Below are 24865 nucleotides of genomic sequence, written 5' to 3' on the forward strand. Positions count from 1 at the left end.
TGAGCCGCCCTGACACGTTCACAAGTACCGTGGTAAACAGAGAAGCAGGGAACGTGAGGTGAACGGAACGACCTCCAGAGCCGTATGTTCTCCCTGACTCTCATTCCATTATTCCGCCTCAGGCATCGATCCGTGCCCGGATCTTCAGCGCAATACTCTCCGCCTGCGGCCCCAGGATCACCTGCGCATTTTGAGTGCCCATTTTCAGAACCCCTTTGGCCCCCAGCGCCTTCAGCGCGGGCTCATCCAGCACGCTGTTATCCGCGAGCGTTAAGCGCAGGCGCGTGATGCAGGCATCCACCATCTTCAGGTTATCTTTCCCGCCGAGCGCGGCGATGTACCGGGCAATGGCTTCGCTCTGGTCGTCAGACTCGCCGGAAAGCGTTTCGTCATCTTCACGCCCCGGCGTTTTCAGCTTGAAGACGCGGATGGCGAAGGTAAACACCGCGAAGTAAATCACGAAGAACAGGGCAATCAGCGGGATCAGAATCCACGGTTTGGTTGCCAGCCCCCAGTTCAGCACGAAGTCGATCAGTCCGGCGGAGAAACCAAAACCGTGCAGCACGCCCAGGCTGTTGGCAATCACCATGCTCACGCCCGCCAGCACCGCATGAAGGGCGTACAGGGCAGGGGCGAGGAACAGGAAGGAGAACTCGATAGGCTCGGTGATCCCGGTCAGGAACGCGGTCAGGGCAACCGAGAGCAGCATCCCGCCCACGGCGGAGCGACGCGCTTTGGGGGCCGCGAAGTACATCGCCAGCGCCGCGCCCGGCAGGCCGCCCATGAAGATAGGATACGCCCATGCCATGTACACGCCCGCGTGCGGATCGCCGGCGAAGAAGCGGTTCAGGTCGCCGCGGGTCAGGTCGGTGGCAATCTGGGTAATGCTCGAGCCGTCAATGCCCGGCACCGCGCCGCCCACCGCCAGCCCCTTCACCACGTCCGGCGCGAGGCAGATGTTATGCACCGCGCTGGCGGCGTCGTAGGTTACCTTCAGGCAGTCGCCCAGGCTGAACCAGAAGACGGAGTGCAGAATGTAGTGCAGGCCAAACGGGATCAGCGCGCGGTTGAGCACGCCGTAGATAAACCAGCCCGGCTCGCCGCTGCGAGAGACAAACAGGCTGAAGGTATCAATACCGTGCTGCACGGACGGCCACACGTAGCCGCAAATCCAGGCGATGAACAGGCAGATAAGCCCGGTCACGATCGGCACCAGGCGCTTGCCGGCAAAGAAGGCGAGGAAGTCAGGCAGCTTCGTGTTCGAGAAGCGGTTGTAGCAGTGGCCCGCCACGACGCCTGCGATGATCCCGGCGAAAAACGACATGTTAATCGACGCGTTGATCACCGCCGTGGCTTTGGTCAGCACCAGGAAGCCCACCGCTCCGGCCAGTGCCGCCGCGCCCGCGTTGTCTTTTGCCAGGCCAATGGCGATGCCCAGCGCAAACAGCAGCGGCAGGCTGTCAAAAATGCCGCCGCCCGCGCTGGCGATAAACGGAATATTAAACACGTCGGGCTGGCCCAGACGCAATAATATGGCCGCGACCGGTAGCGTCGCGATAGGCAGCATCAGGGCTTTACCCAGACGCTGTAAATAGCTAAATGCGTTCATAGTTTTGGTTTCCGGTATGACTTAATTCACGGCGAAAAATAACAGCTTTTCCAGGGCTGTAAACGAGCGAAGAATAAAAATGTGATGCGCAATAAATAAATTTGAATTATATTCGGCAACCGAATCATTGTTTAAATAAACAATGAAATGATAAATAAATTGTTCCGCTTTTCGCGTAATAAAAAACGGCGCGTAGGCCGCTTTTTGGCCGGGTCAGCACCGCGTTTCCCGGCGTCATTTCTTCACGTTGCTTATCGGCATCATCAGCTCGCGCAGCCGCTCCATGCGGGCTTCCGGGCTAAGGTAGAGCCAGCGAAATAAAACGCGCTCATGTTTATTAACCTGCCTGAACCAGGCGTAAAGATCGTTAAGTTCTTTGCTGAAAGGGGTCATGGAATATCTCCGGCTAATGAATACATCATCAGGGTAGGCCGGGAACGGGGAATAAAACAGGGCGCGGTTTTTGCGCTGTTCCGTATTTAAATATTGATGAAGTGAATTAACAAAGAAATGTTAGCGATGATTTATCTTTTATGTATTTATATTATGAATAAAATGCGTAAAAAAAAGCCCCGGGACATCGGGGCGGCGGATAATAAAATCCAAAGGTTAAGTAAGCGTGGTAAGAGGCGCACGATTAAGCGGGCAGGGATTTCAGCAGCGCGAAGGCCTCCTTCATCCGATCTTCGCTGACCACAAAGGCGCGTAGCTGGCCGCTCTCATCCGAGCCGCGCGCTACCATCCCCTGCGGCTCAATCGCCAGCTGCCAGCGCAAATCCTGACGCTGGGTTTCACCCGCCAGGTGCAGCGGCAGTTCCGGCGTTTTCACCTTCACCAGCATCGCGGGCAGCTTCAGCGGCGCCCGGGTGCCGAGCAGGTTTTTAGCCAGATACAGGGCGCTTAGCTGGATAGGCTGCAGGAAGGGCAGCACCTGCCCGTTGATCTCCGCGCAATCGCCCAGGGCGTAAATGTCCGGCCGCGTGGTTTGCAGATAGCTGTCGACCTTCACGCCGCGGTTTGTTTCGGCCCCCGCACGCTGGGCAAGGGCGATTTCCGGGCGCAGGCCGGTGGCGGCAATCACCACGTCAGCCTCTATGCTGCGATCCCCGTCAAGCGTGGCGCGGATACCGCTCCCGGTTTTGCTCAGGCTTTGCAGCTGCGATTTCAGCAGCAGATGCACGCCCATATCGGTCAGGCGATGCTGTAAGCGGCTGCTTACTTCAGCGGGCATCAATGCGGAAAGGATGCTCGCCGCATGGTCAACCAGCGTCACCGCCTTACCCGCGCGGCTGAAGTCCATCGCCAGCTCGGTGCCAATCAGCCCGCCGCCGACGATCGTCACCCGCTGCGCGTCGCGCAGCAGCGTTTCACTGGCCTGATACTCCTGCTGGCTGTTCAGGGTCACCATCAGCTCGCGGCCCTCCACCGGCGGCACAAACGCCGCGGCGCCCGTCGCCAGCACCAGCTTGTCATATTGCCAGCTTTTGTCTTTGGCCTTCACCACGCGGGCGTCGGCGTCGATGTCGGTCACCCAGGTCCAGGGAAACAGCCGCAGGTTAAACTGCTCGGCGAACGCCCCCGCCGTCTGGCGGGTAAGGTCGTCGGCGCGCTGATTCTGGCTGACGACGTGGCTCAAATCCGGCTTGTTGTACTCGTCCATGCTGTCGGCGGCGATAAGCGTCAGCGGCACGTTCGCGTCCTGTTTGCGGATATTTTTGACCAGCTGGCGGGCGGCGAAGCCCGAGCCGATAATCACAATGCCGTGGCTCATTTTGCCTCCGATGCCAGTTCGTCGAACACGTCTTTACCGAGCGAGCATTCCGGGCACAGGAAGTTGTCCGGCACGTCGCTCCACGGTGTGCCCGGGGCGACATCCTGCAGCGGCTCGCCCAGTTCCGGGTCGTAAATCCACTGGCACACGCTGCACTGCATGCGTGGGCCGAGGCTGGCGGCAGCAGCGGCCGCACAGGCGCAGGCTTCCTGCTGTTCGGTGGTTTTTACTGTGGCGTCAGGCAGTGGAGCAAGCGCCCACTGACGGGCAATGTCGCGACCGTGCTGGCGGCAAATCTCCAGCGCATCGATGTCCGGGCGCCACTTGGCCTTCAGGCTCATGGACATCTCAAACCCGGCGTCCTGCAAACGGGTGGACAGACGGTCAACCGCGCCGCCGCTCCAGCCGTGGGAGCCAAAGGCGCTGGCGCGCTTGTTGCGAAAACGCAGGCCGGTCATCTCCTCCACCAGCCCGGCGATTTTCGGCATCATCACATTGTTCATGGTGGAGGTGCCTACCAGCACGCCCTTCGAGCGGAACACGTTAGTCAGGATCTCGTTTTTATCGCTGCGCGCCACGTTGAAGATTTTCACCGCCACGTTCGGGTCAACTTCGTTGATGCCCTGGGCGATGGCGTCCGCCATCATGCGGGTGTTGTTGGACATGGTGTCGTAGAAGATCGTGATGCGATCTTCCTGATAGTCCGCCGCCCACTTCAGGTACAGCTCGACGATCTGGGTTGGGTTTTCACGCCACACCACGCCGTGAGAGGTGGCAATCATGTCTACCGGCAGGTTGAAGCTGAGGATCTCGGTGATTTTCGGCGTGACCAGGCGGCTGAACGGGGTCAGGATGTTGGCGTAGTAGCGCTGGCACTGTTCGAACAGCTCGGTCTGATCCACTTCGTCGTTAAACAGGCGCTCGTCGCAGTAGTGCTGGCCGAAGGCGTCGTTGCTGAACAGCACCGCGTCGCCGGTCATGTAGGTCATCATGCTGTCCGGCCAGTGCAGCATCGGCGTTTCAACGAAGATCAGCTGTTTGCCGTTGCCGATATCCAGCGAATCACCGGTTTTGACGGTGTGGAAGTTCCACTCCGGATGGTGGTGGTGGCCGTTGATTGAGTCGATGGCGTTGGTGGTGCAGTAGATCGGGGTGTTCGGAATATAAGACATCAGCTCGGTCAGCGCGCCGGCGTGGTCTTCCTCCGCGTGGTTAATAATGATGTAGTCGATGGTGTCCAGGTCGATTTCGCTGCGCAGGTTCTGCACGAACTCGCGGCTGAACTTGTGATCGACGGTATCGATCAGCACGTTTTTTCCTTCGCGGATGAGATAGCTGTTGTAGCTGCTGCCGCGCAGCGTTTTGTATTCCGTCCCGTGGAAATCACGCACTTCCCAGTCACGTTGACCCACCCAATGAATGTTATTTTTAACCAGAATAGACATAGCAACCTCAGCTTAAACGATGTTTTTAAATCAGATGCGTTAGCTATATCAAGTTGCGTGCCAACTTTTTAATTTGTTGATAATAAAGGTTTTTAAAAATTATCACCCCTAATGGGTAGTCATTATGACTATCTTAATAACTGTCAATATGACAATATGCATTGTCAAAATGACAGCGAGGCGAACATGAGCTTTTCCGTAGACGTGCTGGCGAAAATCGCCATTGAACTGCAAACCGGTATCGGGCATCAGGACCGCTTTCAGCGGCTGATCTCCACGCTGCGCCACGTGCTTGACTGCGACGCCTCGGCGCTGCTGCGCTACGAAGGTCGGCAGTTTATTCCGCTGGCGATCGACGGACTGGCGCAGGACGTGCTAGGGCGGCGCTTTACCCTGGAGGGCCATCCGCGCCTGGAAACCATCGCCCGGGCGGGCGACGTGGTGCGCTTCCCGGCGGACAGCGATTTGCCCGATCCCTACGACGGCCTGATCCCCGGCCAGGAGAGCCTGAAAGTGCACGCCTGCATCGGCCTGCCGCTGTTTGCCGGACAAAACCTGATTGGCGCCTTAACCCTCGACGGCATGTCGCCGGATCAGTTCGACACCTTCAGCGACGAGGAGCTGCGCCTGATTGCGGCGCTGGCCGCCGGGGCGCTCAACAATGCGCTGCTGATTGAGCAGCTTGAGAGCCAGAACATTCTCCCGGGCAGCCCCGCGGCGTTTGAGCCGGTGACGCACACCGAGATGATCGGCCTGTCGCCGGGCATGGAGCAGCTCAAAAAAGAGATCGATATCGTTGCCGCGTCCGATTTAAACGTGCTGATTTTCGGCGAAACCGGCACCGGGAAGGAACTGGTGGCGAAGGCCATTCACGAAGCTTCGCCCCGCGCGGTGAACCCGCTGGTGTACCTCAACTGCGCCGCGCTGCCGGAGAGCGTGGCGGAAAGCGAGCTGTTCGGCCACGTCAAAGGGGCGTTTACCGGGGCCATCAGCAACCGCAGCGGCAAGTTTGAGATGGCGGATAACGGCACGCTGTTCCTCGATGAAATCGGCGAGCTGTCGCTCTCTTTGCAGGCCAAGCTGCTGCGCGTTTTGCAGTATGGCGACATTCAGCGCGTGGGGGACGACCGCAGCCTGCGTGTGGACGTGCGCGTGCTGGCGGCCACCAACCGCGACCTGCGCGAAGAGGTGCTGGCGGGGAATTTCCGCGCCGACCTGTTCCATCGCCTGAGCGTGTTTCCGCTCTCCGTGCCGCCGCTGCGCGAGCGTGGGGACGACGTGGTGCTGCTGGCGGGCTATTTCTGCGAGCAGTGTCGGCTGAAAATGGGGCTGTCCCGCGTGGTGCTCAGCCCAGGGGCGAGAACCCACCTGCTGAGCTACGGCTGGCCGGGCAACGTGCGCGAGCTGGAGCACGCCATTCATCGGGCGGTGGTGCTGGCGCGGGCCGCGCGGTCGGGGGACGAAGTGGTGATCCACGCGGGCCATTTTGCCCTGCACGATGAATCCGCGCCCGCGGTGGTGCAGGGCGCGCCGGAAATCGCGAAAGAAAACCTGCGCGAGGCCACGGATGCGTTTCAGCGGCAGACGATCGTTCGCGCGCTGGAGCAAAACAACCGTAGCTGGGCGGCGTGCGCCCGGGCGCTGGAGATCGACGTCGCCAACCTGCACCGGCTGGCGAAGCGTCTGGGGCTTAAATAATCCCCGCCTGGTAGAAGTCCTGCAGGTTGATGGCGCCGCAGAGTTTGCCGCTTTCGTCCACCACCGGGGCGGCGGTGATTTTGCTCTTCATCAGCACCTCTTTGGCCTCAACGGCGCGGCTGTCGGCGTTCAGCGTCAGCCCGCCCAGGGTCATCGCATCGGCAACCTGAGATTCCAGCCTGCCGCCACCCACCAGCCAGCGGCGCAGGTCGCCGTCGGTGAAGACGCCTTTCACCCGCCCGCCGTCGTTGCACACCGCCACCAGGCCCAGCCCGGTGCGGCTCAGCTCCAGCATCGCGTCCATCACGCTGGTGTCGAGCCTGACCTGCGGGATCGCGTCGTCGGTGCGCATCAGGTGATGCACTTTGTTGAGCAGGCGTGCGCCCAGCGCGCCCGCCGGATGCGAACGGGCAAAATCTTCTTCGTTAAAGCCGCGCGCCTGCATCACCGCCATCGCCAGCGCGTCGCCCATCATCAGGGTGTTGACGGTGCTGGAGGTCGGGGCCAGGTGCATCGGGCAGGCTTCGCGCTCAACGGAAATATCCAGCGTTGCTTTGGCGGCCAGCGCCAGCGGCGAGCGGGATTTCCCGGTCATCGCCAGCAGGGCGACGGACTTTTCCTGCAGCCGCGGGATGATCAGATCCAGCTCTTTCGCCGAGCCGGAGTAGGAGATAAACAGCATCACGTCGCGGCTTTCAATCATCCCCAGGTCGCCGTGCAGCGCTTCCGCCGGGTGAACAAAGAAGGCAGGGGTGCCGGTGCTGGCGAGCGTCGCGGCAATTTTCTTGCCGATATGGCCGGACTTCCCGATACCCGCCACAATCACTTTGCCTTCGCACTGGATAATGGTGTTTGCCGCGCGGACGAAATCGTCGCCCAGACGATCCGGCAGGCGGCTGGCTTCCTGGAGCTCAAGCATCAGGGTCTGGCGGCCCGCGTTTAACAGAAAATCACTCATCTTTTTCTCCGGTTACGATAACGTCGATGCCTTTCTCTTCCAGCGCCTTTTTGAACGCCGGATCGATGCCTGCGTCGGTAATCAGCTTATCGACGCTTTCCAGGCTACAGACAATGTTGGGGCTTTTGCGGCCAAACTTCGACGAGTCCGCCATCAGGATCACCTCCCGGGCGGCGTTACACATGGCTTTACTGACGCTGAACACCTCGTTGAAGGTGGTCACGCCCGCGTTCAGATCGATGCCGTCGGTGCCCATAAACAGCTTGTCGAAGCTGAAATGGTCGAAGGCGTTTTCCGCCAGCTGGCCGTGGAACGAGGCCGATTTTTTGCGGAAGGTGCCGCCGGGCATCAGGATGGTCTGCTCGCTGTCAAATTCAGACAGCGCGTTGACGATGTGCAGGCTGTTGGTCATCACCGTGATGTTATTGAAGCGGCTGAGCATCGGGATCATCTGCAAAACCGTGCTGCCCGCGTCGAGGATAATGGAGTCGCCGTCGTGGATAAACTTCACGGCGGCCTCGGCGATGAGCGCTTTCTGGTGGGTGTTGATCAGCGTTTTGTGGTCGATGGGCGGGTCTGCTTCGTCCTTGTTAAGCACCACGCCGCCGTAGGTGCGGATGACTGCGCCAGAGTTTTCGAGCAATACCAGGTCCTTGCGTATCGTCGTACCGGTGGTGTCAAAGTAGTGCGCCAGTTCCTCGACCGAGCATTTACCCTGCTTTTGCAGATGCTCCAGAATGGCCGCCTGCCGCTGACGTGGTTTCATAGGCGCTCTGTTCCTTAGGTTGCAAAATGATAATTTCGCAAGCTTATAGCGTTCACAACGAAATTATCCATGTTTCAGATTAAGCGCTAATGATAGTGCATTCTGACAGAGCGGATCATGGGGAAAGATCACATCGGGCTGCAATTCCTTAAGGGAGAGGCCGTTGATTGCCTGGATTTTCGCCGGGCGGGCGAACACGGTTATCCCGCGCATGAGGAGGGAATCGCAGACGTTATTGTTTTCATCCAGCGCAACGGCGATGACGACCCGCGGTTTGAAGCGTCCGCCGGAGCGCCCGACGCCCACGCGGCCTTTCTGGCACAGGGCGTCAAACGCGCGGTTAAAGCGGTGGATTTGCCAGCCGCCAAAGGCTATCTGGCAGATCCAGGCGATGGCGGCGACGGTGATTAATGCGGTGACCATGTTGGCTCCTTTAATGTTTCCCCTCACCCCGGCCCTCTCCCCAAAGGGGCGAGGGGGAAAGACTGCACCGACTAGTTCCCTCTCCCCTCCGGGGAGAGGGTTAGGGTGAGGGGGAACATACCGCGCGATTAGAACATCACCTGCCCGCCGGTCACATTGATCGACTGCCCGGTGCAGTAAGAGGCTTTCGGGCTGGCGTAGAACAGCAGCATGTTCAGCACGTCCTGATAATCGCACCCGCGCTTGAGCGGCACTTTGTCGATGTAATACTGCTCCACCTCGTCGGCCTTAATCCCAAGCTTGGTGGCGTACTGCGGCAGCAGCGACTGGAACATCGGTGATTTCAGCAGGTTGCCCAGCATCAGCGAATGCACGGTAATGCCATACTCGGCCAGATCCAGCGCCAGAGACTGCGTTAGCCCCACGCCGCCGAACTTCGCCGCGCTGTAGCCGGAGTTGTGCTTGCTGCCCACCTTGCCGGACTTCGAGTTGATCTGAATGATGCGCCCCTGAACGCCGTCGCGGATCATCAGGCGCGAAAACTCCCGCGCGCAGAGGAAATAGCCCACCAGATTCACCTGCAGCGAGCGGTCAAAATCCCCCAGCGCGAAGTCGCTGATAAACGCCGCTTTCGCAATGCCCGCGCTGTAGACCAGCAGATCGGTGCGCCCAAAAATCTCATCCACCCCGCGGGCCAGCGCCATCACGCTCTGCTCGCTGGTGGCGTCGGCACCAAAGCCATACGCCATGCCTTCGCCAAACTCGGTGTTGATGGTATCCGCCACGCGGGCGGCCTTTTCGCTCTGAATGTCCACAACCGCCACGCGGTAACCCTCTGCGGCAAGCCCACGGCAGAGGAACTCGCCTAAGGTCTGTCCCCCACCAATGACAACGGCAACCTGACTCATGTGATTCTCCTTAATTACGCAACAAATTTTAATGTGCAGCCCGGGGCTACTGCCTGCGGAACCGGGCCCGCCACGTGAACCGTGCCGGGATATTCCGCCTGCGGCTGACCGTCGAAGCGCAGGGTGATATGCCCCAGCTCGCGCAGGTTCTGCTCGGCGACATCGCCCACGGCGGTCACCGCGTAGCGCGCTTCGCCCAGCTCAAGCTGGCTGCCCGCCTTCAGCTCACCGTGCAGCTCGCCGTGGCAGTGAATGAAACAAAACTCTTCGATATCCGCCGGGGCGCCTTCGCGGAAGGTGATCAGCATCTGGTCGCCGAGCGCTTCCGCCGCGCTCTCGCCGATGCGGGTAATGGTGGTCTGATAAATCACGTTCATCGCAGGAACCTCTTATTGATAGATAAAGCCGGAGACAAACCAGGCAATCAGCACCGTCGGCGCGCCGGTCAGGAAGCGGCTCACCAGCACGGACGGCACGCCCACGCGCACGGTGTCCTGACGCGCTTCGGCAAGGGACAGCCCGACCGGGATAAAGTCGCACGCCGCCTGGGCGTTAATGGCAAACAGGGCGGGCAGGGCCAGGTGCGGGGGAATATTCCCCAGGCCGATTTGCACCCCAATCAGCACGCCGATCACCTGGGCAATCACCGCGCCGGGGCCGAGGAACGGCGAGAGCAGCGGGAAGGAGCAGATCAGCGCCAGCGTCACCAGCCCGAGCGGATGGCTGGCGAGCGGGGCGAGGCCGTGGGCAATCCAGTCGCCCAGGCCGGACGCCATGATGATGCCGATCAGCGCCGACACGAACGCCATAAACGGCAGGATGGTTTTCAGCACCGTGTCGATGGTGTCGCGGCCGGACTGGAACAGCACCGCAACGGCTGACCCCATTCCCATGCCGACCTTCGCCAGCAGGCCGTCGCTCTGCTCGGTGATCTTCTTGCTGGTGTCGTAATCACGCGGGGCGGCCTTTTGCGGCGCGGACGTACCCTCAACCCGCGTGATGTTCTCCTCCTTGACGCCCGAAACGTAAATGTCTTCCAGGATGTACTGCGCCAGCGGGCCGGATTTGCCGGTGGCGTGAATGTTTACCGTCGGGATACGGCGTTTGGGATAAATGCCGCAGCGCAGGGTGCCGCCGCAGTCGATCACCGCGACGCCGATTTCCGCTTCCGGCGGCTCGCCCTCTTTAAAGCCGTCCACCGCCTCCCAGCCGGTGAGTTCGCGCAGCCTGTCGACAATCGCCGGGCGGGTGCCTGCGGTGATGTAGACAATCTTTTTGCCTTCGGTGGCGTCCAGCTCCAGCGGGCCACCCCAGCCTCCGGTCCCTTTTTCAATACGAATGCGGCTCATGCTGTGGCTCCTGAAAGATGGACTTTTTGTTCAAGCTGAATGCCCATTTTTTTCTCGAAGATGGCGGTGGTGAGGTCGGTTACCCAGCCGCGGAAGAAGTTAGTGACCAGGCCGACCAGCAGATAGCTCACCGCCAGCGGGCCGAGCGGCAGGCCGAGGGTGGTCAGGCCGCTGGCGATCCCGAGGTAAACAAACAGCTCGCCGGGGTTGATGTGCGGAAACAGGCCGTTCATCGAGTGGCAGCTGTAGGAGGCGGCGGCGTAGTAGCTCGGCTTGTACTTCTCGGGCATAAAGCGCCCGAGGCTTAAGGTCATCGGGTTACAGAAAACGAACGTCCCGATGAAGGGCAGGACAAGGTAGCGGGACAGCGGATTTCCGGCGCAGCGCTGGGCGAAGCGCTCGATGCGCTGCTGGCCGATAAAGTTGATCAGCGCGTTCATGATAACCAGCAGGCTGATCAGCAGCGGCAGGATCCCGGTCACCATGTCGGTAAAGACCTCTCCGCCTTTCTGAAACAGCCCGATGAACCACTCGGCGCCGTGGGTGATGGTTTCTATCATTCTTCTCTCCTCTTGGGGCTTATTGTTTTTGTATAACTGCGGCTAATAATAATCACTTTGAAAGGTTTTAAAGTGTTAGTTAGATCTCACAATGAAAGAAAAATGGATTATTTTGAAAGTTTATTGGCGAGGGGAGATCGATTCGCCTGAAAAAAGGGCAGATTTGCGTTGGGGAGCGAGTACCGCTTCCTTGAGGAGTTGAGGATGCTTTACCATACTGGGTTCTTGTCGAACTCGTTAAATGGATGTCCCATGTTCAAGCGTCGTTACAAAGCGCTGTTACCTGCGCTTATTCTGCTTTCTGCCTGTAGTAGCAAACCTAAAACTGAACCCGCTCAGCCCACTGCTGGCGCGCCTTCAGGGGGATTCTTGCTGGAGCCTCAGCACAATATGATGCAGATGGGCGGCGACTTCGCGAACAACCCGGCGGCGGAAAAGTTCATCGATAACATGGTGAGCAAGCACGGTTTTGACAGACAGCAGCTTCACGAGATCCTCTCGCAGGCGAAGCGTCTGGACTACGTGCTGCGTCTGATGGACAGGCAGGCGCCGACCGCGCAGGTGCCGACCGGGCCAAACGGCGCATGGCTGCGCTATCGCAAACAGTTTATTACCCCGGACAACGTGCAAAACGGCGTGGCGTTCTGGAATCAGTATGAAGACGCCCTGAACCGCGCGTGGCAGGTGTACGGCGTGCCGCCGGAAATCATTGTTGGGATCATCGGCGTCGAAACCCGCTGGGGCCGCGTGATGGGCAAAACCCGCATTCTGGACGCGCTGGCGACCCTCTCCTTTAACTATCCGCGCCGCGCCGAGTACTTCTCTTCCGAGCTGGAAACCTTCCTGCTGATGGCGCGTAACGAACAGGACGACCCGCTCGAACTGAAAGGTTCGTTTGCCGGGGCGATGGGCTACGGCCAGTTTATGCCGTCCTCCTACAAGCAGTACGCCGTCGATTTTAACGGTGACGGGCACATCAACCTGTGGGATCCGGTCGATGCTATCGGCAGCGTGGCGAACTACTTCAAAGCCCACGGCTGGGTGCCGGGCGGACAGGTGGCGGTGCAGGCCAACGGCGACGCATTTGGCCTGGAGAACGGCTTCAAAACCAAATACAGCGTGGCGCAGCTCACGGCGGCGGGCTTGACTCCGACCCAGCCGCTGGGGAATGCCGACCAGGTCAGCCTGCTGCGTCTGGATGTCGGTACGGGTTACCAGTACTGGTACGGAATGCCGAACTTCTACACTATTACCCGCTACAACCACAGCACCCACTACGCGATGGCCGTGTGGCAGCTTGGGCTGGCGGTTTCGCAGGCGCGCGTCCCGGCGGCGTCACCGTTTAGTCAGTAAGCCGTCTTATTCAGCCCTCTCCCACAGGGTGAGGGCACCCCGCGCCTATCCTGGTTTTTTCAGAAACATTTCGCCACACTCCCTTTTCAATCGCGCCATTTACATCCTCATCGCGCCTGGTTATTGTTATGTTATAACATTTTGCATGGTGCTATGATGTCAACGTCCCTTTTCTCGCTTTCCGCGCCGATCCGCCTGTTGCTGGCGCTGGTGCTTGTTTTCTTTCTCGGGCTGGCCGTGCGCTGGGCGGTGGCGCTGCCATGATTGTGATGAATCAGCTGGTCGCGGGCTACGATCGCCATCCCGTCACGCGCACCATTAGCGGCGTTATCGAGCGTGGAAGCATGACCGCCATTATCGGCGCGAACGGCTGCGGCAAATCCACGCTGCTGAAAACCCTCGCCGGGTTTATCCCGCCGGTCAGCGGCTCTTTTCGCTGGCAGGGCAAGCGCCCGACCATCGGCTGGCTGGCGCAGCGACACGCTCTCGAAGCGCAATTCCCGCTCACCGTGCAGGACGTGGTGAGCATGGGCTGCTGGCCGGGCGTTTCGCTTTTTGCCGGATTTCGCCGCGAATCGCGCCTGCGCATCGCCAGCGCCCTCGAACGCGTCGGGCTGGAAACGCTGGCGCAATCCACCATCGATGAGCTCTCCGGCGGCCAGTTTCAGCGGATGCTGTTCGCCCGCGTACTGGTGCAGCAGGCGCCGCTGGTGATGCTCGATGAGCCCTTTACCGGCGTCGATGAATCCACCTGCAGCGTGCTGATGGATTTGATGCTGGAGATGTATATGCAGGGCCAAACGCTGCTGGCGGTACTGCACGACAGCGAGCGCGTGGCGCGCCACTTCCCGCAAACGCTGCGGCTGGACGGCGACATCCCGCACTGGAAAACCGACCGGGTGAGGGTGGCATGATCTGGCATCTCTTTTTCCAGCCGTTTATCGACTACGGCTTTATGCGCCGCGCGCTGGTGGTCTGCCTGGCGCTTTCCGTCAGCACCACCGCGCTGGGCGTTTTCCTCCAGCTGCGGCGAATGAGCCTGATGGGCGATGCCCTCTCGCACGCCATTTTACCCGGCGTGGCGGTGGGCTATCTCTTGAGCGGCATGTCGCTGCTGGCGATGAGCGTCGGCGGATTCATTGCCGGGATTGTCGTGGCGCTGGTGGCGGGGCTGGTGAGCCGCCGCACGCCGCTGAAAGAGGACGCCAGCTTCGCCGGGTTCTATCTCGGGTCGCTGGCCCTGGGCGTCACGCTGGTGTCGCTGCGCGGCTCGAATGTCGATCTGCTGCACCTGCTTTTTGGCTCCATCCTCGCGGTGGACAACGACGCGGCGCTGTTTGTGGCGGGCGTCTGCATCTTCACGTTAGTCATGCTGGCGATGTTCTATCGCGGACTGGTCACCGAGGCCTTCGATACCGCGTGGCTGCAGGTGAACGCCCGCTGGCTGCCGGGCCTCCTGCACGGGCTGTTTCTCGCGCTGCTGGTGCTTAACCTGGTGGCCGGTTTCCAGGTGCTCGGCACGCTGATGGCCGTCGGGCTGATGATGCTCCCGGCCGTCGCGGCGCGCTGCTGGGTTCGCACCCTGCCGGGGCTGCTCCTGATGGCCGGTATCAGCGGCATTTTCTGCGCGTGGCTGGGGCTGAGCCTCTCCTGGGCGGTAAGCCTGCCCGCGGGGCCGTCCATCGTGCTGACCGCCAGCGCGCTGTTCTTTATTTCCGTTTTATTTGGCACGCGCAGCAGGCTGGCTGGCAGCCTGCGGGCGCTTTTTTAACGCAAGGGGAAACAATGAAACGTACAGGGTTAATGGTTGCGCTCGCGCTCGGGATGATGTCGCACGGCGTCATGGCAAAAACGCTCAACGTGGTGACCAGCTTTTCGATCCTGGGGGATATCACCCAGGAAGTTGGCGGCGATCGCGTGAAGGTGACAACGCTGGTGGGGCCGGACGGCGACCCGCACACGTTTGAGCCTTCACCGAAGGACAGCGCGGCGCTGAGCAGGGCCGACGTGGTGGTGGTCAACGGTCTGGGGCTGGAAGGCTGGCTTGATCGGCTGGTGAAAGCCTCCGGTTTTAAAGGCCAGCTGGTGGTGGCCTCTGATGGGGTGAAAACGCACACGCTGGAGGAGGACGGGAAAACCGTCACCGACCCGCACGCGTGGAACAGCGCGGCAAACGGCGCGCTGTATGCCCAAAACATTCTCAACGGGCTGGTGAAGGCCGACCCGCAGGACAAGGCCGCGCTGGAGGCGTCGGGCAAGCCGTACATCGCGCAGCTCACCCAACTGGACGGCTGGGCGAAAACGCGCTTTAGCCAGATCCCCGTGGAGAAACGCAAAGTGCTGACCAGCCATGACGCGTTCGGCTACTTCAGCCGCGCCTACGGCGTAACCTTTATGGCGCCGCAGGGGCTGTCCTCCGAGAGCGAAGCGAGCGCGGCGCAGGTGGCGGACATCATCAACCAGATTAAAGCCGACGGCGTGAAGACCTGGTTTATGGAAAACCAGCTCGACCCGCGTCTGGTTAAGCAGATTGCCAGCGCCACCGGAGCGCAGCCGGGAGGCGAGCTTTATCCTGAAGCCTTATCCGCAAAAGGCGGCGCGGCGGATACCTACGTTAAGGCCTTCCGTCATAACGTCGATACCCTCGCGGACAGCATGAAATAACCGCTGTATTCAGGCCGATGCGCCCGCGTCGGCTTTTTTCTGAAGCGCCCTCGTAAAACCTGAAGCTCATCCCCATATCCCACGAGAAAGTGCTATCTTGTGCAGCACGTTTTTCCGAAGCCGGGAGCAAAAATGACTGACCATGAATTGATGCAGCTTAGCGAAGTGGTAGGGCTGGCGTTGAAGCAGCGCGGCGCGACCCTGACCACCGCCGAGTCCTGTACGGGTGGCTGGGTTGCCAAAGTGATAACGGATATTGCGGGCAGTTCCGCCTGGTTTGAACGCAGCTTTGTCACCTACAGTAATGAAGCAAAAGCGCAGATGATCGGCGTTCACGAATCCACGCTTGAGCAGCACGGTGCGGTCAGTGAGCCGGTGGTGATTGAAATGGCGATTGGCGCACTCAAAGCGGCGCGCGCAGATTACGCCATCTCGATAAGCGGCATCGCGGGGCCGGACGGCGGCAGCGACGTGAAGCCCGTTGGCACCGTCTGGTTTGGCTTTGCGACCTCAAAAGGTGAGGGCATCACCCGCCGGGAGTGCTTTAGCGGCGATCGCGAAAGCGTGCGCCGTCAGGCAACGGAATATGCGTTAAAAACGCTCTGGCAACAATTTCTACAAAACACTTGATACTGTATGACCATACAGTATAATTGCACCAACAGAACAGAATTCACCCCAGTAAGTACGTAAACGTATTTACCGTATGACAGGAGTAATAATGGCTATCGACGAGAACAAACAGAAAGCGCTGGCGGCAGCACTGGGCCAAATCGAAAAGCAATTCGGTAAAGGCTCCATCATGCGCCTGGGTGAAGACCGTTCCATGGACGTGGAAACTATCTCCACCGGTTCGCTTTCTCTGGATATCGCACTGGGTGCGGGCGGCCTGCCAATGGGTCGCGTCGTAGAAATCTACGGCCCGGAATCTTCCGGTAAAACAACCCTGACGCTGCAGGTTATCGCCGCAGCTCAGCGTGAAGGCAAAACCTGTGCGTTTATCGATGCCGAACACGCGCTCGACCCAATTTATGCACGCAAGCTGGGCGTTGATATCGACAACCTGCTGTGTTCTCAGCCGGACACCGGTGAACAGGCGCTGGAAATCTGTGACGCGCTGGCACGCTCTGGTGCGGTTGACGTTATCGTTGTCGACTCCGTTGCGGCCCTGACGCCAAAAGCGGAAATCGAAGGCGAAATCGGTGACTCTCACATGGGCCTCGCGGCACGTATGATGAGCCAGGCGATGCGTAAGCTGGCAGGTAACCTGAAGCAGTCCAACACGCTGCTGATCTTCATCAACCAGATCCGTATGAAAATTGGCGTGATGTTCGGTAACCCGGAAACCACCACCGGCGGTAACGCGCTGAAATTCTACGCCTCTGTTCGTCTTGATATCCGCCGTATCGGTGCGGTGAAAGAGGGCGATAACGTCATCGGTAGCGAAACCCGCGTCAAAGTGGTGAAGAACAAAATCGCTGCACCGTTTAAACAGGCTGAATTCCAGATCCTCTACGGCGAAGGTATCAACTTCTTCGGCGAGCTGGTTGACCTGGGCGTGAAAGAGAAACTGATCGAAAAAGCGGGCGCATGGTACAGCTACAACGGTGACAAGATTGGTCAGGGTAAAGCGAATGCTATCTCCTGGCTGAAAGATAACCCGGCTGCGGCGAAAGAGATCGAGAAAAAAGTGCGTGAGCTTCTGCTGAACAATCAGGACTCCAAACCGGATTTCGTGGTTGACGCCGCTGATGCTGAAGAAACCAACGAAGACTTTTAATTCTTTCGTTTAAAAATGAAGGGCTGCGAATGCGGCCCTTTTTGCATTTCTGAACCAGCAGGTTTTTTATGTCCGAACCTACATCTCGTCGCCCCGCATACGCACGCTTACTGGATCGCGCGGTGCGCATTCTGGCGGTGCGCGATCACAGCGAACAGGAGTTGCGGCGCAAGCTCGCCGCGCCGGTCATGAGTAAAAATGGCCCGGAAGAGATAGACGCCACGGCGGAGGACTACGATCGCGTGGTGGCCTGGTGCTATGAACATCACTATCTGGACGATGACCGCTTTGTTTCGCGGTTTATCGCCAGCCGCAGCCGGAAAGGCTACGGCCCGGCACGCATTCGCCAGGAGCTAAACCAGAAAGGGATCGCCCGGGAATCGACTGAAAAAGCGATGCGTGAATGCGATATCGACTGGTGCGAACGCGCGAAAGACCAGGCGGTGCGGAAGTACGGCGAGCCCTTGCCGCGTGAATTTTCAGAAAAAATTAAAATCCAGCGCTTTTTGCTCTATCGCGGGTACCTGATGGAAGATATTCAGGATATCTGGCGTAATTTTGCCGATTGAACGCATCCGGGATTTTACTTCCCCCGCAAGAAAACTTATCTTATTCCCACTTTTTCCAGTAGCTGGTCTGTCCAACGGTTTACAGGTACAGGCTGGCTGCGACATTTCGTTAGCTTGATTTCAGGATAATTATGAGCAAGAGCACCGCTGAGATCCGTCAGGCGTTTCTCGATTTTTTCCATAGTAAGGGACACCAGGTTGTTGCCAGCAGCTCCCTGGTACCAAACAACGACCCGACTTTACTGTTTACCAACGCCGGGATGAACCAGTTCAAGGATGTTTTCCTTGGTCTCGACAAGCGTAATTATTCCCGCGCAACGACGTCACAGCGTTGCGTACGTGCGGGCGGTAAACATAACGACCTGGAAAACGTCGGTTACACCGCGCGCCACCACACTTTCTTCGAAATGCTGGGTAACTTCAGCTTCGGCGACTACTTCAAACACGACGCCATTCAATACGCGTGGGAACTGCTGACCGGTGAAAACTGGTTCAACCTGCCGAAAGAGCGTCTGTGGGTCACCGTCTATGAAACCGATGACGAAGCGTTCGACATCTGGGAAAAAGAGGTGGGTATCCCGCGCGAGCGTATTATTCGCATCGGCGATAACAAAGGCGCACCTTACGCATCTGACAACTTCTGGCAGATGGGCGACACCGGTCCTTGCGGCCCATGCACCGAAATCTTCTACGATCACGGCGACCACATCTGGGGCGGCCCTCCGGGCAGCGCGGAAGAAGATGGCGATCGCTACATTGAGATCTGGAACATCGTCTTCATGCAGTTCAACCGTCAGGCCGATGGCACAATGGAGCCTCTGCCAAAACCGTCTGTTGATACCGGCATGGGTCTGGAGCGTATTGCCGCTGTTCTGCAACACGTTAACTCCAACTACGACATCGACCTGTTCCGCACGCTGATCGCGTCCGTAGCAGAAGTGACCGGCGCGACTGATCTCAGCAACAAATCTCTGCGCGTAATCGCGGACCACATCCGTTCCTGTGCGTTCCTGATTGCCGACGGTGTTATCCCGTCGAATGAAAACCGTGGCTACGTGCTGCGTCGTATCATTCGTCGCGCAATCCGTCACGGCAACATGCTGGGCGCGAAGGACACCTTCTTCTACAAGCTTGTGGGTCCTCTGGTCGGCGTGATGGGCGCTGCGGGTGACGAACTGAAACGCCAGCAGGCTCAGGTTGAGCAAGTTCTGAAAACCGAAGAAGAGCAGTTTGCACGTACTCTGGAGCGCGGTCTGGCGCTGCTGGACGAAGAGCTGGGTAAACTCAAGGGCGACACGCTGGACGGCGAAACCGCTTTCCGCCTGTACGACACCTACGGCTTCCCGGTTGACCTGACGGCTGACGTTTGCCGCGAGCGCAACATCAAAGTGGATGAAGCAGGCTTCGAAGCGGCGATGGAAGAACAGCGCCGCCGCGCACGTGAGTCCAGCGGTTTCGGCGCAGACTACAACGCGATGATCCGCGTTGATAGCGCATCTGAATTCAAAGGCTATGAAGCGCTGGAACTGACTGGCAAAGTGACCGCCCTGTTTGTTGACGGTAAATCCGTAGACAGCATCAGCGCGGGCCAGGATGCGGTTGTGATTCTGGACAAAACCCCGTTCTATGCCGAATCCGGCGGCCAGGTTGGCGATAAAGGCGAACTGAAGGGCAACGGTTTCAGCTTCAGCGTGACCGACACTCAGAAATACGGTCAGGCGATTGGTCATCTCGGTAAACTGGCATCCGGCTCTCTGAAAGTGGGCGAGGGCGTTCAGGCCAACGTTGATGAAGCACGCCGCGCGCGTATTCGTCTGAACCACTCCGCAACGCACCTGATGCACGCTGCACTGCGTGAAGTTCTGGGTACGCACGTTGCGCAGAAAGGTTCTCTGGTTAATGACAAAGTGCTGCGTTTCGACTTCTCTCATTTTGAAGCGATGAAGCCGTCTGAAATCCGCGCGGTTGAAGACCTGGTGAACGCGCAGATCCGTCGTAACCTGCCAATCGAAACCCATATCATGGATCTCGAAGCGGCGAAGAAGAAAGGCGCAATGGCGCTGTTCGGCGAGAAATATGACGACCGCGTTCGCGTTCTGAGCATGGGCGATTTCTCTACCGAACTGTGCGGCGGTACGCACGCATCGCGCACCGGTGACATCGGTCTGTTCCGCATTGTGTCTGAATCCGGTACTGCGGCAGGCGTGCGTCGTATCGAAGCCGTGACCGGCGAAGGTGCGATTGCCAGCCTTCATGCACAAAGCGATCAGCTGCACGACATCGCGCAGCTGCTGAAAGGCGATAGCCAGAACCTGGGCGAAAAAGTGCGTATCGCGCTGGATCGTACCCGCGTACTGGAAAAAGAGCTGCAGCAGCTGAAAGAACAAGCCGCCGCGCAGGAGAGCGCAAACCTCTCCAGCAAAGCGGTTGAGATTAAAGGCGTTAAACTGCTGGTCAGCGATCTGGCTGGCGTTGAGCCTAAAATGCTTCGCACTATGGTCGACGATCTGAAGAACCAGCTTGGTTCAACGGTTATCGTTCTGGCGACAGTGGCAGAAGGTAAGGTTTCTCTGATTGCGGGGGTCTCTAAGGATGTGACCGATCGCGTAAAAGCAGGGGAACTGATTGGTATGGTCGCCCAGCAGGTGGGTGGCAAAGGTGGTGGCCGTCCTGACATGGCGCAAGCCGGTGGTACGGATGCGGCGGCGCTTCCTGCAGCATTAGCCAGCGTTGAAAGCTGGGTAAGTGCGAAACTGTAATAACTAAAAAACACAACCAGGCGCCATAGCGGTAACGTTATGGCGTTTTGTTCACTGCGTTATCGATAACGATAAAGTCAGGTTGAGTTTGTGTATATCGGCTAAACTTACGTTTAACAGAATGTGATGCCGTGACTGCTTACACTTTACGTGTTTGTCATCGCTTACTTTTTGGCGTTATATGATGGATAATGCCGGGATACAAGAGACCCGACTCTTTTAATCTTTCAAGGAGCAAAGAATGCTGATTCTGACTCGTCGAGTTGGTGAGACCCTCATGATTGGGGATGAGGTCACCGTGACAGTTTTAGGGGTGAAGGGCAACCAGGTACGCATCGGCGTAAACGCCCCTAAAGAAGTATCTGTCCACCGTGAAGAGATCTACCAGCGTATCCAGGCTGAAAAATCCCAGCAGTCCAGTTACTGATATTATCGCGTCTCGCGCTTCGCGAGACGCAACCCTCCAGACATTCTTCCTGCTTAAAGTTACCATTCGATTTCAATCGCTCGCTTTTTCGTCACTCTCTTTGACTTATCTCGTCGCTTTAACCGCGTTCCGCCCAATTATTTATGCGCAGAACCCTGCAAAATCCGCTTATAAAACACCCTCTTTGCGGCTTTTACATGCGAATTGCCTGCGATTTGTGCAAACGATAAAAGGTCGTGGAAAATTGTTTGACTTATAAGTCCCAGAAAGTAATATATGCGCCACGCAGCGACGAGAAGCTTTCAACAAGTTACTCGAAGCACTCGAAAGAGGCGTTGTGTGGTGAGGTGGCCGAGAGGCTGAAGGCGCTCCCCTGCTAAGGGAGTATGCGGTCAAAAGCTGCATCCGGGGTTCGAATCCCCGCCTCACCGCCATTTTTGCATCCGTAGCTCAGCTGGATAGAGTACTCGGCTACGAACCGAGCGGTCGGAGGTTCGAATCCTCCCGGATGCACCATCTATTACTTCATATTGCTTTCGAAGTGATATGAATATCGAGCAGTACAGTAGTAAATCCCGATGCATCCGTAGCTCAGCTGGATAGAGTACTCGGCTACGAACCGAGCGGTCGGAGGTTCGAATCCTCCCGGATGCACCATTTACTATTTCTGAAAGCAGTACCCTGATGCATCCGTAGCTCAGCTGGATAGAGTACTCGGCTACGAACCGAGCGGTCGGAGGTTCGAATCCTCCCGGATGCACCATATTCTCCGAGATAATAGCAAAGCTGTTGTTTCAAGGTCTGCGGATTAGCCGCAAGCACCAGGGAGGATAACGTTGCTTTAGCAACGACCCGAAGGGCGAGGCGCAGCCGAGTAATCCTCCCGGATGCACCATTTACTGTTTCTTAAAGCATTACCCTGATGCATCCGTAGCTCAGCTGGATAGAGTACTCGGCTACGAACCGAGCGGTCGGAGGTTCGAATCCTCCCGGATGCACCATCTCTTCTCCTTACTTTTCCGCAAGTTCAATTCTTACTCACTCTCTTTGTTATTGCTTCGCAATCAGCGACAAAAACCATTGTTTACGATAAAGTAATGCTTTGTTAAACATATGGCGAGAGCACGATGTACGCACAGTATGACGGTTTGATCTTCGATATGGATGGCACCATCCTTGATACCGAGCCAACTCATCGTAAAGCCTGGAACGACGTTCTTGGTCGCTATGGAATGCGCTTCGACCTGGACGCGATGGTGGCGCTTAACGGCTCACCGACCTGGCGTATTGCGCAGGCCGTCATTGAACTCAATCACGCCGATCTCGATCCCCATCTTCTTGCTCGTGAAAAAACCGACGCGGTAAAAGCCATGCTTTTAGATACCGTGCGTCCTTTGCCGTTAATTGATGTGGTCAAAGAGTGGCACGGGCGTCGTCCTATGTCGGTGGGAACGGGCAGCGAAAGCGCGATTGCAGAAGCGTTGCTCGCCCATCTGGGGCTGCGCCACTATTTTTCTGCCGTGGTGGCAGCCGATCATGTTAAAAATCACAAGCCCGCACCGGACACCTTCCTGCTCTGCGCAGAATTAATGGGTGTACCCGCCGCGAAGTGCGTAGTGTTTGAAGATGCTGATTTCGGTATTCAGGCCGCGCGTGATGCCGGAATGGATGCAGTGGACGTTCGCTTACTGTGAGTGATGCGCTGTCACTCGCCTCATTATTCGCCAGCAGTTTTTTAAGCGCTACACTCTTACCGGGTAATTCGGAAGTGGTGCTGGTGGCGATGCTGTTGTCCGGCGTGAGTCAGCCGTGGTTGCTGGTATTAATAGCAACAATGGGTAATAGCCTTGGGGGGCTGACTAACGTTATTCTTGGGCGTTTCTTTCCGCTGCGCGAAAAATCGCGCTGGCAGGAAAAGGCAGTTAGCTGGCTAAAACGCTATGGCGCTGCCACGCTGTTATTAAGCTGGATGCCTGTAATAGGTGATTTGCTGTGCCTGCTGGCGGGATGGATGCGCATCTCCTGGGGGCCGGTGCTCTTTTTTTTGTGCCTTGGAAAGGCGTTGCGCTATGTTCTCGTGGCATGGGTAACACTACAGGGTATGACGTGGTGGCACTAATTGGTGGAATATAAACGCGACCTTCAATCGTCAACCATTACAATTATGCTGAGTAACATTACTTTGACAGGCGGGAGGTCAATTTGATCCCGGACGTATCACAGGCGCTGGCCTGGCTGGAAAACCACCCTCAGGCTCTGAAGGGTATTCAGCGTGGTCTTGAGCGCGAAACGCTGCGCGTTAACGCGGATGGCAGCTTAGCGACAACGGGCCACCCTCAGGCGTTAGGCTCGGCGCTGACACATAAATGGATCACAACTGATTTCGCTGAAGCGCTGCTGGAGTTTATTACTCCGGTAGACGGTGATGTTGATCATATGCTGGCGATTTTACGCGATGTTCATCGCTATACCGCCCGTAATCTGGGCGATGAACGTATGTGGCCACTCAGTATGCCCTGCTATATCGAGCAGGGGCAGGAGATTGAGCTGGCGCAATACGGCACGTCGAACATCGGTCGAATGAAAACGCTGTACCGTGAAGGCCTGAAAAACCGCTACGGCGCGTTGATGCAGACCATCTCAGGCGTGCATTACAACTTCTCGCTGCCGATGGCATTCTGGCAGGCGAAATGTGGCGAAACGGATAAAGAGGCGATTTCGGCGGGCTATTTCCGTCTGATCCGTAACTATTACCGTTTCGGCTGGGTGATTCCTTACCTGTTCGGCGCATCGCCGGCAATTTGCTCGTCGTTCCTGCAGGGAAAACCGACCACGTTGCCGTTCGAAAAGACCGAATGCGGGATGTACTACTTACCCTATGCGACCTCGCTGCGCCTGAGCGATCTTGGTTATACCAATAAATCGCAAAGCAATCTCGGTATTACGTTTAACGAATTGCACGAGTATGTGGCAGGATTGAAGCGGGCGATCAAAACGCCGTCGGAAGAGTACGAGAAAATCGGCCTCGAAAAAGACGGTAAGCGCCTGCAGATCAACACCAACGTGTTGCAGATTGAGAACGAACTGTACGCGCCGATTCGTCCTAAGCGCGTCACGCGCAGCGGCGAAACGCCGTCCGATGCGCTGCAGCGTGGCGGCATCGAGTACATCGAAGTGCGTTCGCTGGACATTAACCCGTTCTCGCCGATTGGCGTGGACGAGCAGCAGGTTCGCTTCCTTGATCTGTTTATGGTCTGGTGCGTGCTGGCCGATGCGCCGGAAATGAGCGCAGACGAACTGCTCTGCACCCGCACCAACTGGAATCGCGTGATTCTGGAAGGGCGCAAGCCGGGCCTGACGCTGGGCATTGGCTGTGAAACGGCGCAGTTCCCGCTGCCGAAAGTGGGTAAAGATCTGTTCCGCGACCTGAAGCGCGTGGCGCAGACCATGGACAGCGTTTACGGCGGCGATGCGTATCAAAAAGTGTGCGACGAGCTGGTTGCGTGCTTTGATAACCCTGAACTGACCTTCTCCGCGCGTATTCTGCGTTCTATGATTGATCGGGGCATTGGCGGAACAGGGCGCTCGCTGGCGGCGGAGTACCGCGACATGCTGCAGCAGGAGCCGTTAGAGATTCTGAGCGAAGCGGATTTTGTTGCCGAGCGTGAAGCATCACTGGTGCGTCAGAAGGAAGTGGAAGCGGCGGATACCGAGTCGTTTGACGCGTTTCTGGCGAAGAACGCCTGACAGAAAAGAAAAAGGCCACAGTAATGTGGCCAAAATATACATCTCTGAATTCAGGGATGATGATAACAAATGCGCGTCT

24 protein-coding genes and 5 tRNA genes are annotated in these 24865 nt (G+C 57.9%); 18 read left to right on the top strand and 11 right to left on the bottom strand.

The window, feature by feature from the left end:
- Positions 1-118: 118 nt before the first annotated feature.
- The 4 genes from nagE to norV all read right to left on the bottom strand — a co-directional run bounded on the left by nagE (position 119) and on the right by norV (position 4825).
- Positions 119-1609 (bottom strand): N-acetylglucosamine-specific PTS transporter subunit IIBC, encoded by a 1491-nt coding sequence (gene nagE, locus AB6V08_RS21210; RefSeq protein ID WP_368544773.1) that lies wholly within the window; start codon positions 1607-1609, stop codon positions 119-121.
- Positions 1610-1843: 234 nt separating this feature from the next.
- On the bottom strand, positions 1844-2002 hold the full coding sequence (locus AB6V08_RS21215) for a hypothetical protein (RefSeq protein ID WP_368544774.1): 159 nt from the start codon (positions 2000-2002) through the stop codon (positions 1844-1846).
- 244 nt (positions 2003-2246) lie between these two features.
- Positions 2247-3380, bottom strand: coding sequence for an NADH:flavorubredoxin reductase NorW (norW, locus tag AB6V08_RS21220; protein WP_368544775.1), 1134 nt, complete (start codon positions 3378-3380; stop codon positions 2247-2249).
- On the bottom strand, positions 3377-4825 hold the full coding sequence (gene norV / locus AB6V08_RS21225; protein ID WP_368544776.1) for an anaerobic nitric oxide reductase flavorubredoxin: 1449 nt from the start codon (positions 4823-4825) through the stop codon (positions 3377-3379). Before norV ends, norW begins: the two co-directional genes overlap by 4 nt.
- A gap of 186 nt (positions 4826-5011) precedes the next feature.
- Between norV and norR the strand changes: the two genes are divergently transcribed.
- Entirely contained in the window at positions 5012-6523 is a 1512-nt protein-coding gene (gene norR / locus AB6V08_RS21230) for a nitric oxide reductase transcriptional regulator NorR (protein ID WP_368544777.1), read from the top strand.
- On the opposite strand, the gene gutQ is transcribed toward norR, so the two are convergent.
- The 7 genes from gutQ to srlA all read right to left on the bottom strand — a co-directional run bounded on the left by gutQ (position 6516) and on the right by srlA (position 11487).
- Positions 6516-7481: an arabinose-5-phosphate isomerase GutQ gene (gene gutQ / locus AB6V08_RS21235; RefSeq protein WP_368544778.1), complete on the bottom strand. Its 966-nt coding sequence runs from the start codon at positions 7479-7481 to the stop codon at positions 6516-6518. The genes norR and gutQ overlap by 8 nt on opposite strands.
- Positions 7474-8247: a glucitol operon DNA-binding transcriptional repressor SrlR gene (gene srlR, locus AB6V08_RS21240; protein ID WP_368544779.1), complete on the bottom strand. Its 774-nt coding sequence runs from the start codon at positions 8245-8247 to the stop codon at positions 7474-7476. Before srlR ends, gutQ begins: the two co-directional genes overlap by 8 nt.
- A gap of 63 nt (positions 8248-8310) precedes the next feature.
- Positions 8311-8670, bottom strand: a complete 360-nt coding sequence (gene gutM / locus AB6V08_RS21245) for a transcriptional regulator GutM (RefSeq protein WP_368544780.1) — start codon at positions 8668-8670, stop codon at positions 8311-8313.
- Between the two features lie 128 nt (positions 8671-8798).
- Positions 8799-9578: a sorbitol-6-phosphate dehydrogenase gene (gene srlD, locus AB6V08_RS21250; protein ID WP_368544781.1), complete on the bottom strand. Its 780-nt coding sequence runs from the start codon at positions 9576-9578 to the stop codon at positions 8799-8801.
- Between the two features lie 14 nt (positions 9579-9592).
- Positions 9593-9955: a PTS glucitol/sorbitol transporter subunit IIA gene (gene srlB / locus AB6V08_RS21255; protein ID WP_368544782.1), complete on the bottom strand. Its 363-nt coding sequence runs from the start codon at positions 9953-9955 to the stop codon at positions 9593-9595.
- 12 nt (positions 9956-9967) lie between these two features.
- On the bottom strand, positions 9968-10927 hold the full coding sequence (gene srlE, locus AB6V08_RS21260; RefSeq protein WP_368544783.1) for a PTS glucitol/sorbitol transporter subunit IIB: 960 nt from the start codon (positions 10925-10927) through the stop codon (positions 9968-9970).
- A complete protein-coding gene (gene srlA, locus AB6V08_RS21265; protein WP_368544784.1) occupies positions 10924-11487 on the bottom strand; it encodes a PTS glucitol/sorbitol transporter subunit IIC in 564 nt (187 codons plus the stop codon). Before srlA ends, srlE begins: the two co-directional genes overlap by 4 nt.
- A 252-nt stretch (positions 11488-11739) precedes the next feature.
- On the opposite strand from srlA, the gene mltB reads away from it, so the two are divergent.
- The 17 genes from mltB to gshA all read left to right on the top strand — a co-directional run bounded on the left by mltB (position 11740) and on the right by gshA (position 24786).
- Positions 11740-12840: a lytic murein transglycosylase B gene (gene mltB / locus AB6V08_RS21270; RefSeq protein ID WP_368544785.1), complete on the top strand. Its 1101-nt coding sequence runs from the start codon at positions 11740-11742 to the stop codon at positions 12838-12840.
- A 260-nt stretch (positions 12841-13100) separates the two neighbouring features.
- The gene (locus tag AB6V08_RS21275) at positions 13101-13754 is read left to right on the top strand and encodes a metal ABC transporter ATP-binding protein (protein ID WP_368544786.1); all 654 of its coding nucleotides are present in this window, start codon (positions 13101-13103) and stop codon (positions 13752-13754) included.
- The gene (locus tag AB6V08_RS21280; RefSeq protein WP_368544787.1) at positions 13751-14611 is read left to right on the top strand and encodes a metal ABC transporter permease; all 861 of its coding nucleotides are present in this window, start codon (positions 13751-13753) and stop codon (positions 14609-14611) included. Before AB6V08_RS21275 ends, AB6V08_RS21280 begins: the two co-directional genes overlap by 4 nt.
- A 14-nt stretch (positions 14612-14625) precedes the next feature.
- Positions 14626-15504 (top strand): metal ABC transporter substrate-binding protein, encoded by an 879-nt coding sequence (locus AB6V08_RS21285; protein ID WP_368544788.1) that lies wholly within the window; start codon positions 14626-14628, stop codon positions 15502-15504.
- Between the two features lie 132 nt (positions 15505-15636).
- Positions 15637-16134 carry a nicotinamide-nucleotide amidase gene (pncC, locus tag AB6V08_RS21290; protein WP_368544789.1) on the top strand — a complete coding sequence of 166 codons (498 nt, stop codon included), beginning with the start codon at positions 15637-15639 and terminating at the stop codon, positions 16132-16134.
- Positions 16135-16225: 91 nt separating this feature from the next.
- A complete protein-coding gene (gene recA / locus AB6V08_RS21295) occupies positions 16226-17284 on the top strand; it encodes a recombinase RecA (RefSeq protein WP_368544790.1) in 1059 nt (352 codons plus the stop codon).
- Positions 17285-17352: 68 nt separating this feature from the next.
- Positions 17353-17853, top strand: a complete 501-nt coding sequence (recX, locus tag AB6V08_RS21300; RefSeq protein WP_368544791.1) for a recombination regulator RecX — start codon at positions 17353-17355, stop codon at positions 17851-17853.
- Between the two features lie 131 nt (positions 17854-17984).
- Entirely contained in the window at positions 17985-20612 is a 2628-nt protein-coding gene (gene alaS / locus AB6V08_RS21305; protein ID WP_368544792.1) for an alanine--tRNA ligase, read from the top strand.
- Between the two features lie 241 nt (positions 20613-20853).
- The gene (csrA, locus tag AB6V08_RS21310) at positions 20854-21039 is read left to right on the top strand and encodes a carbon storage regulator CsrA (protein WP_000906486.1); all 186 of its coding nucleotides are present in this window, start codon (positions 20854-20856) and stop codon (positions 21037-21039) included.
- Between the two features lie 341 nt (positions 21040-21380).
- A tRNA-Ser gene (locus tag AB6V08_RS21315) sits at positions 21381-21473 on the top strand.
- 5 nt (positions 21474-21478) lie between these two features.
- Positions 21479-21555, top strand: a tRNA-Arg gene (locus AB6V08_RS21320).
- 64 nt (positions 21556-21619) lie between these two features.
- Positions 21620-21696, top strand: a tRNA-Arg gene (locus tag AB6V08_RS21325).
- A 29-nt stretch (positions 21697-21725) separates the two neighbouring features.
- Positions 21726-21802, top strand: a tRNA-Arg gene (locus AB6V08_RS21330).
- A 161-nt stretch (positions 21803-21963) separates the two neighbouring features.
- Positions 21964-22040: transfer RNA gene (locus AB6V08_RS21335), tRNA-Arg, on the top strand.
- 126 nt (positions 22041-22166) lie between these two features.
- Positions 22167-22733, top strand: coding sequence for a fructose-1-phosphate/6-phosphogluconate phosphatase (yqaB, locus tag AB6V08_RS21340; RefSeq protein ID WP_368544793.1), 567 nt, complete (start codon positions 22167-22169; stop codon positions 22731-22733).
- Positions 22730-23158, top strand: coding sequence for a YqaA family protein (locus AB6V08_RS21345; protein WP_368544794.1), 429 nt, complete (start codon positions 22730-22732; stop codon positions 23156-23158). The genes yqaB and AB6V08_RS21345 overlap by 4 nt, the downstream gene beginning before the upstream one ends.
- An 83-nt stretch (positions 23159-23241) precedes the next feature.
- Positions 23242-24786 (top strand): glutamate--cysteine ligase, encoded by a 1545-nt coding sequence (gshA, locus tag AB6V08_RS21350; RefSeq protein ID WP_368544795.1) that lies wholly within the window; start codon positions 23242-23244, stop codon positions 24784-24786.
- Positions 24787-24865: the final 79 nt, after the last annotated feature.

Origin of the sequence: Enterobacter soli (assembly GCF_964208575.1) — a bacterium.
GTDB lineage: Bacteria > Pseudomonadota > Gammaproteobacteria > Enterobacterales > Enterobacteriaceae > Enterobacter > Enterobacter soli_A.

Coding starts and splice junctions, on each gene's coding strand:
- srlD (WP_368544781.1), bottom strand. CDS start 9,578: ATGAGTCAGGTTGCCGTTGTCATTGGTGGGGGACAGACCTTAGGCGAG.
- norW (WP_368544775.1), bottom strand. CDS start 3,380: ATGAGCCACGGCATTGTGATTATCGGCTCGGGCTTCGCCGCCCGCCAG.
- alaS (WP_368544792.1), top strand. CDS start 17,985: ATGAGCAAGAGCACCGCTGAGATCCGTCAGGCGTTTCTCGATTTTTTC.
- srlA (WP_368544784.1), bottom strand. CDS start 11,487: ATGATAGAAACCATCACCCACGGCGCCGAGTGGTTCATCGGGCTGTTT.
- gutM (WP_368544780.1), bottom strand. CDS start 8,670: ATGGTCACCGCATTAATCACCGTCGCCGCCATCGCCTGGATCTGCCAG.
- AB6V08_RS21215 (WP_368544774.1), bottom strand. CDS start 2,002: ATGACCCCTTTCAGCAAAGAACTTAACGATCTTTACGCCTGGTTCAGG.
- srlE (WP_368544783.1), bottom strand. CDS start 10,927: ATGAGCCGCATTCGTATTGAAAAAGGGACCGGAGGCTGGGGTGGCCCG.
- srlR (WP_368544779.1), bottom strand. CDS start 8,247: ATGAAACCACGTCAGCGGCAGGCGGCCATTCTGGAGCATCTGCAAAAG.
- nagE (WP_368544773.1), bottom strand. CDS start 1,609: ATGAACGCATTTAGCTATTTACAGCGTCTGGGTAAAGCCCTGATGCTG.
- AB6V08_RS21285 (WP_368544788.1), top strand. CDS start 14,626: ATGAAACGTACAGGGTTAATGGTTGCGCTCGCGCTCGGGATGATGTCG.
- AB6V08_RS21275 (WP_368544786.1), top strand. CDS start 13,101: ATGATTGTGATGAATCAGCTGGTCGCGGGCTACGATCGCCATCCCGTC.
- csrA (WP_000906486.1), top strand. CDS start 20,854: ATGCTGATTCTGACTCGTCGAGTTGGTGAGACCCTCATGATTGGGGAT.
- yqaB (WP_368544793.1), top strand. CDS start 22,167: ATGTACGCACAGTATGACGGTTTGATCTTCGATATGGATGGCACCATC.
- srlB (WP_368544782.1), bottom strand. CDS start 9,955: ATGAACGTGATTTATCAGACCACCATTACCCGCATCGGCGAGAGCGCG.
- mltB (WP_368544785.1), top strand. CDS start 11,740: ATGTTCAAGCGTCGTTACAAAGCGCTGTTACCTGCGCTTATTCTGCTT.
- recA (WP_368544790.1), top strand. CDS start 16,226: ATGGCTATCGACGAGAACAAACAGAAAGCGCTGGCGGCAGCACTGGGC.
- AB6V08_RS21280 (WP_368544787.1), top strand. CDS start 13,751: ATGATCTGGCATCTCTTTTTCCAGCCGTTTATCGACTACGGCTTTATG.
- norV (WP_368544776.1), bottom strand. CDS start 4,825: ATGTCTATTCTGGTTAAAAATAACATTCATTGGGTGGGTCAACGTGAC.
- gutQ (WP_368544778.1), bottom strand. CDS start 7,481: ATGAGTGATTTTCTGTTAAACGCGGGCCGCCAGACCCTGATGCTTGAG.
- norR (WP_368544777.1), top strand. CDS start 5,012: ATGAGCTTTTCCGTAGACGTGCTGGCGAAAATCGCCATTGAACTGCAA.
- recX (WP_368544791.1), top strand. CDS start 17,353: ATGTCCGAACCTACATCTCGTCGCCCCGCATACGCACGCTTACTGGAT.
- pncC (WP_368544789.1), top strand. CDS start 15,637: ATGACTGACCATGAATTGATGCAGCTTAGCGAAGTGGTAGGGCTGGCG.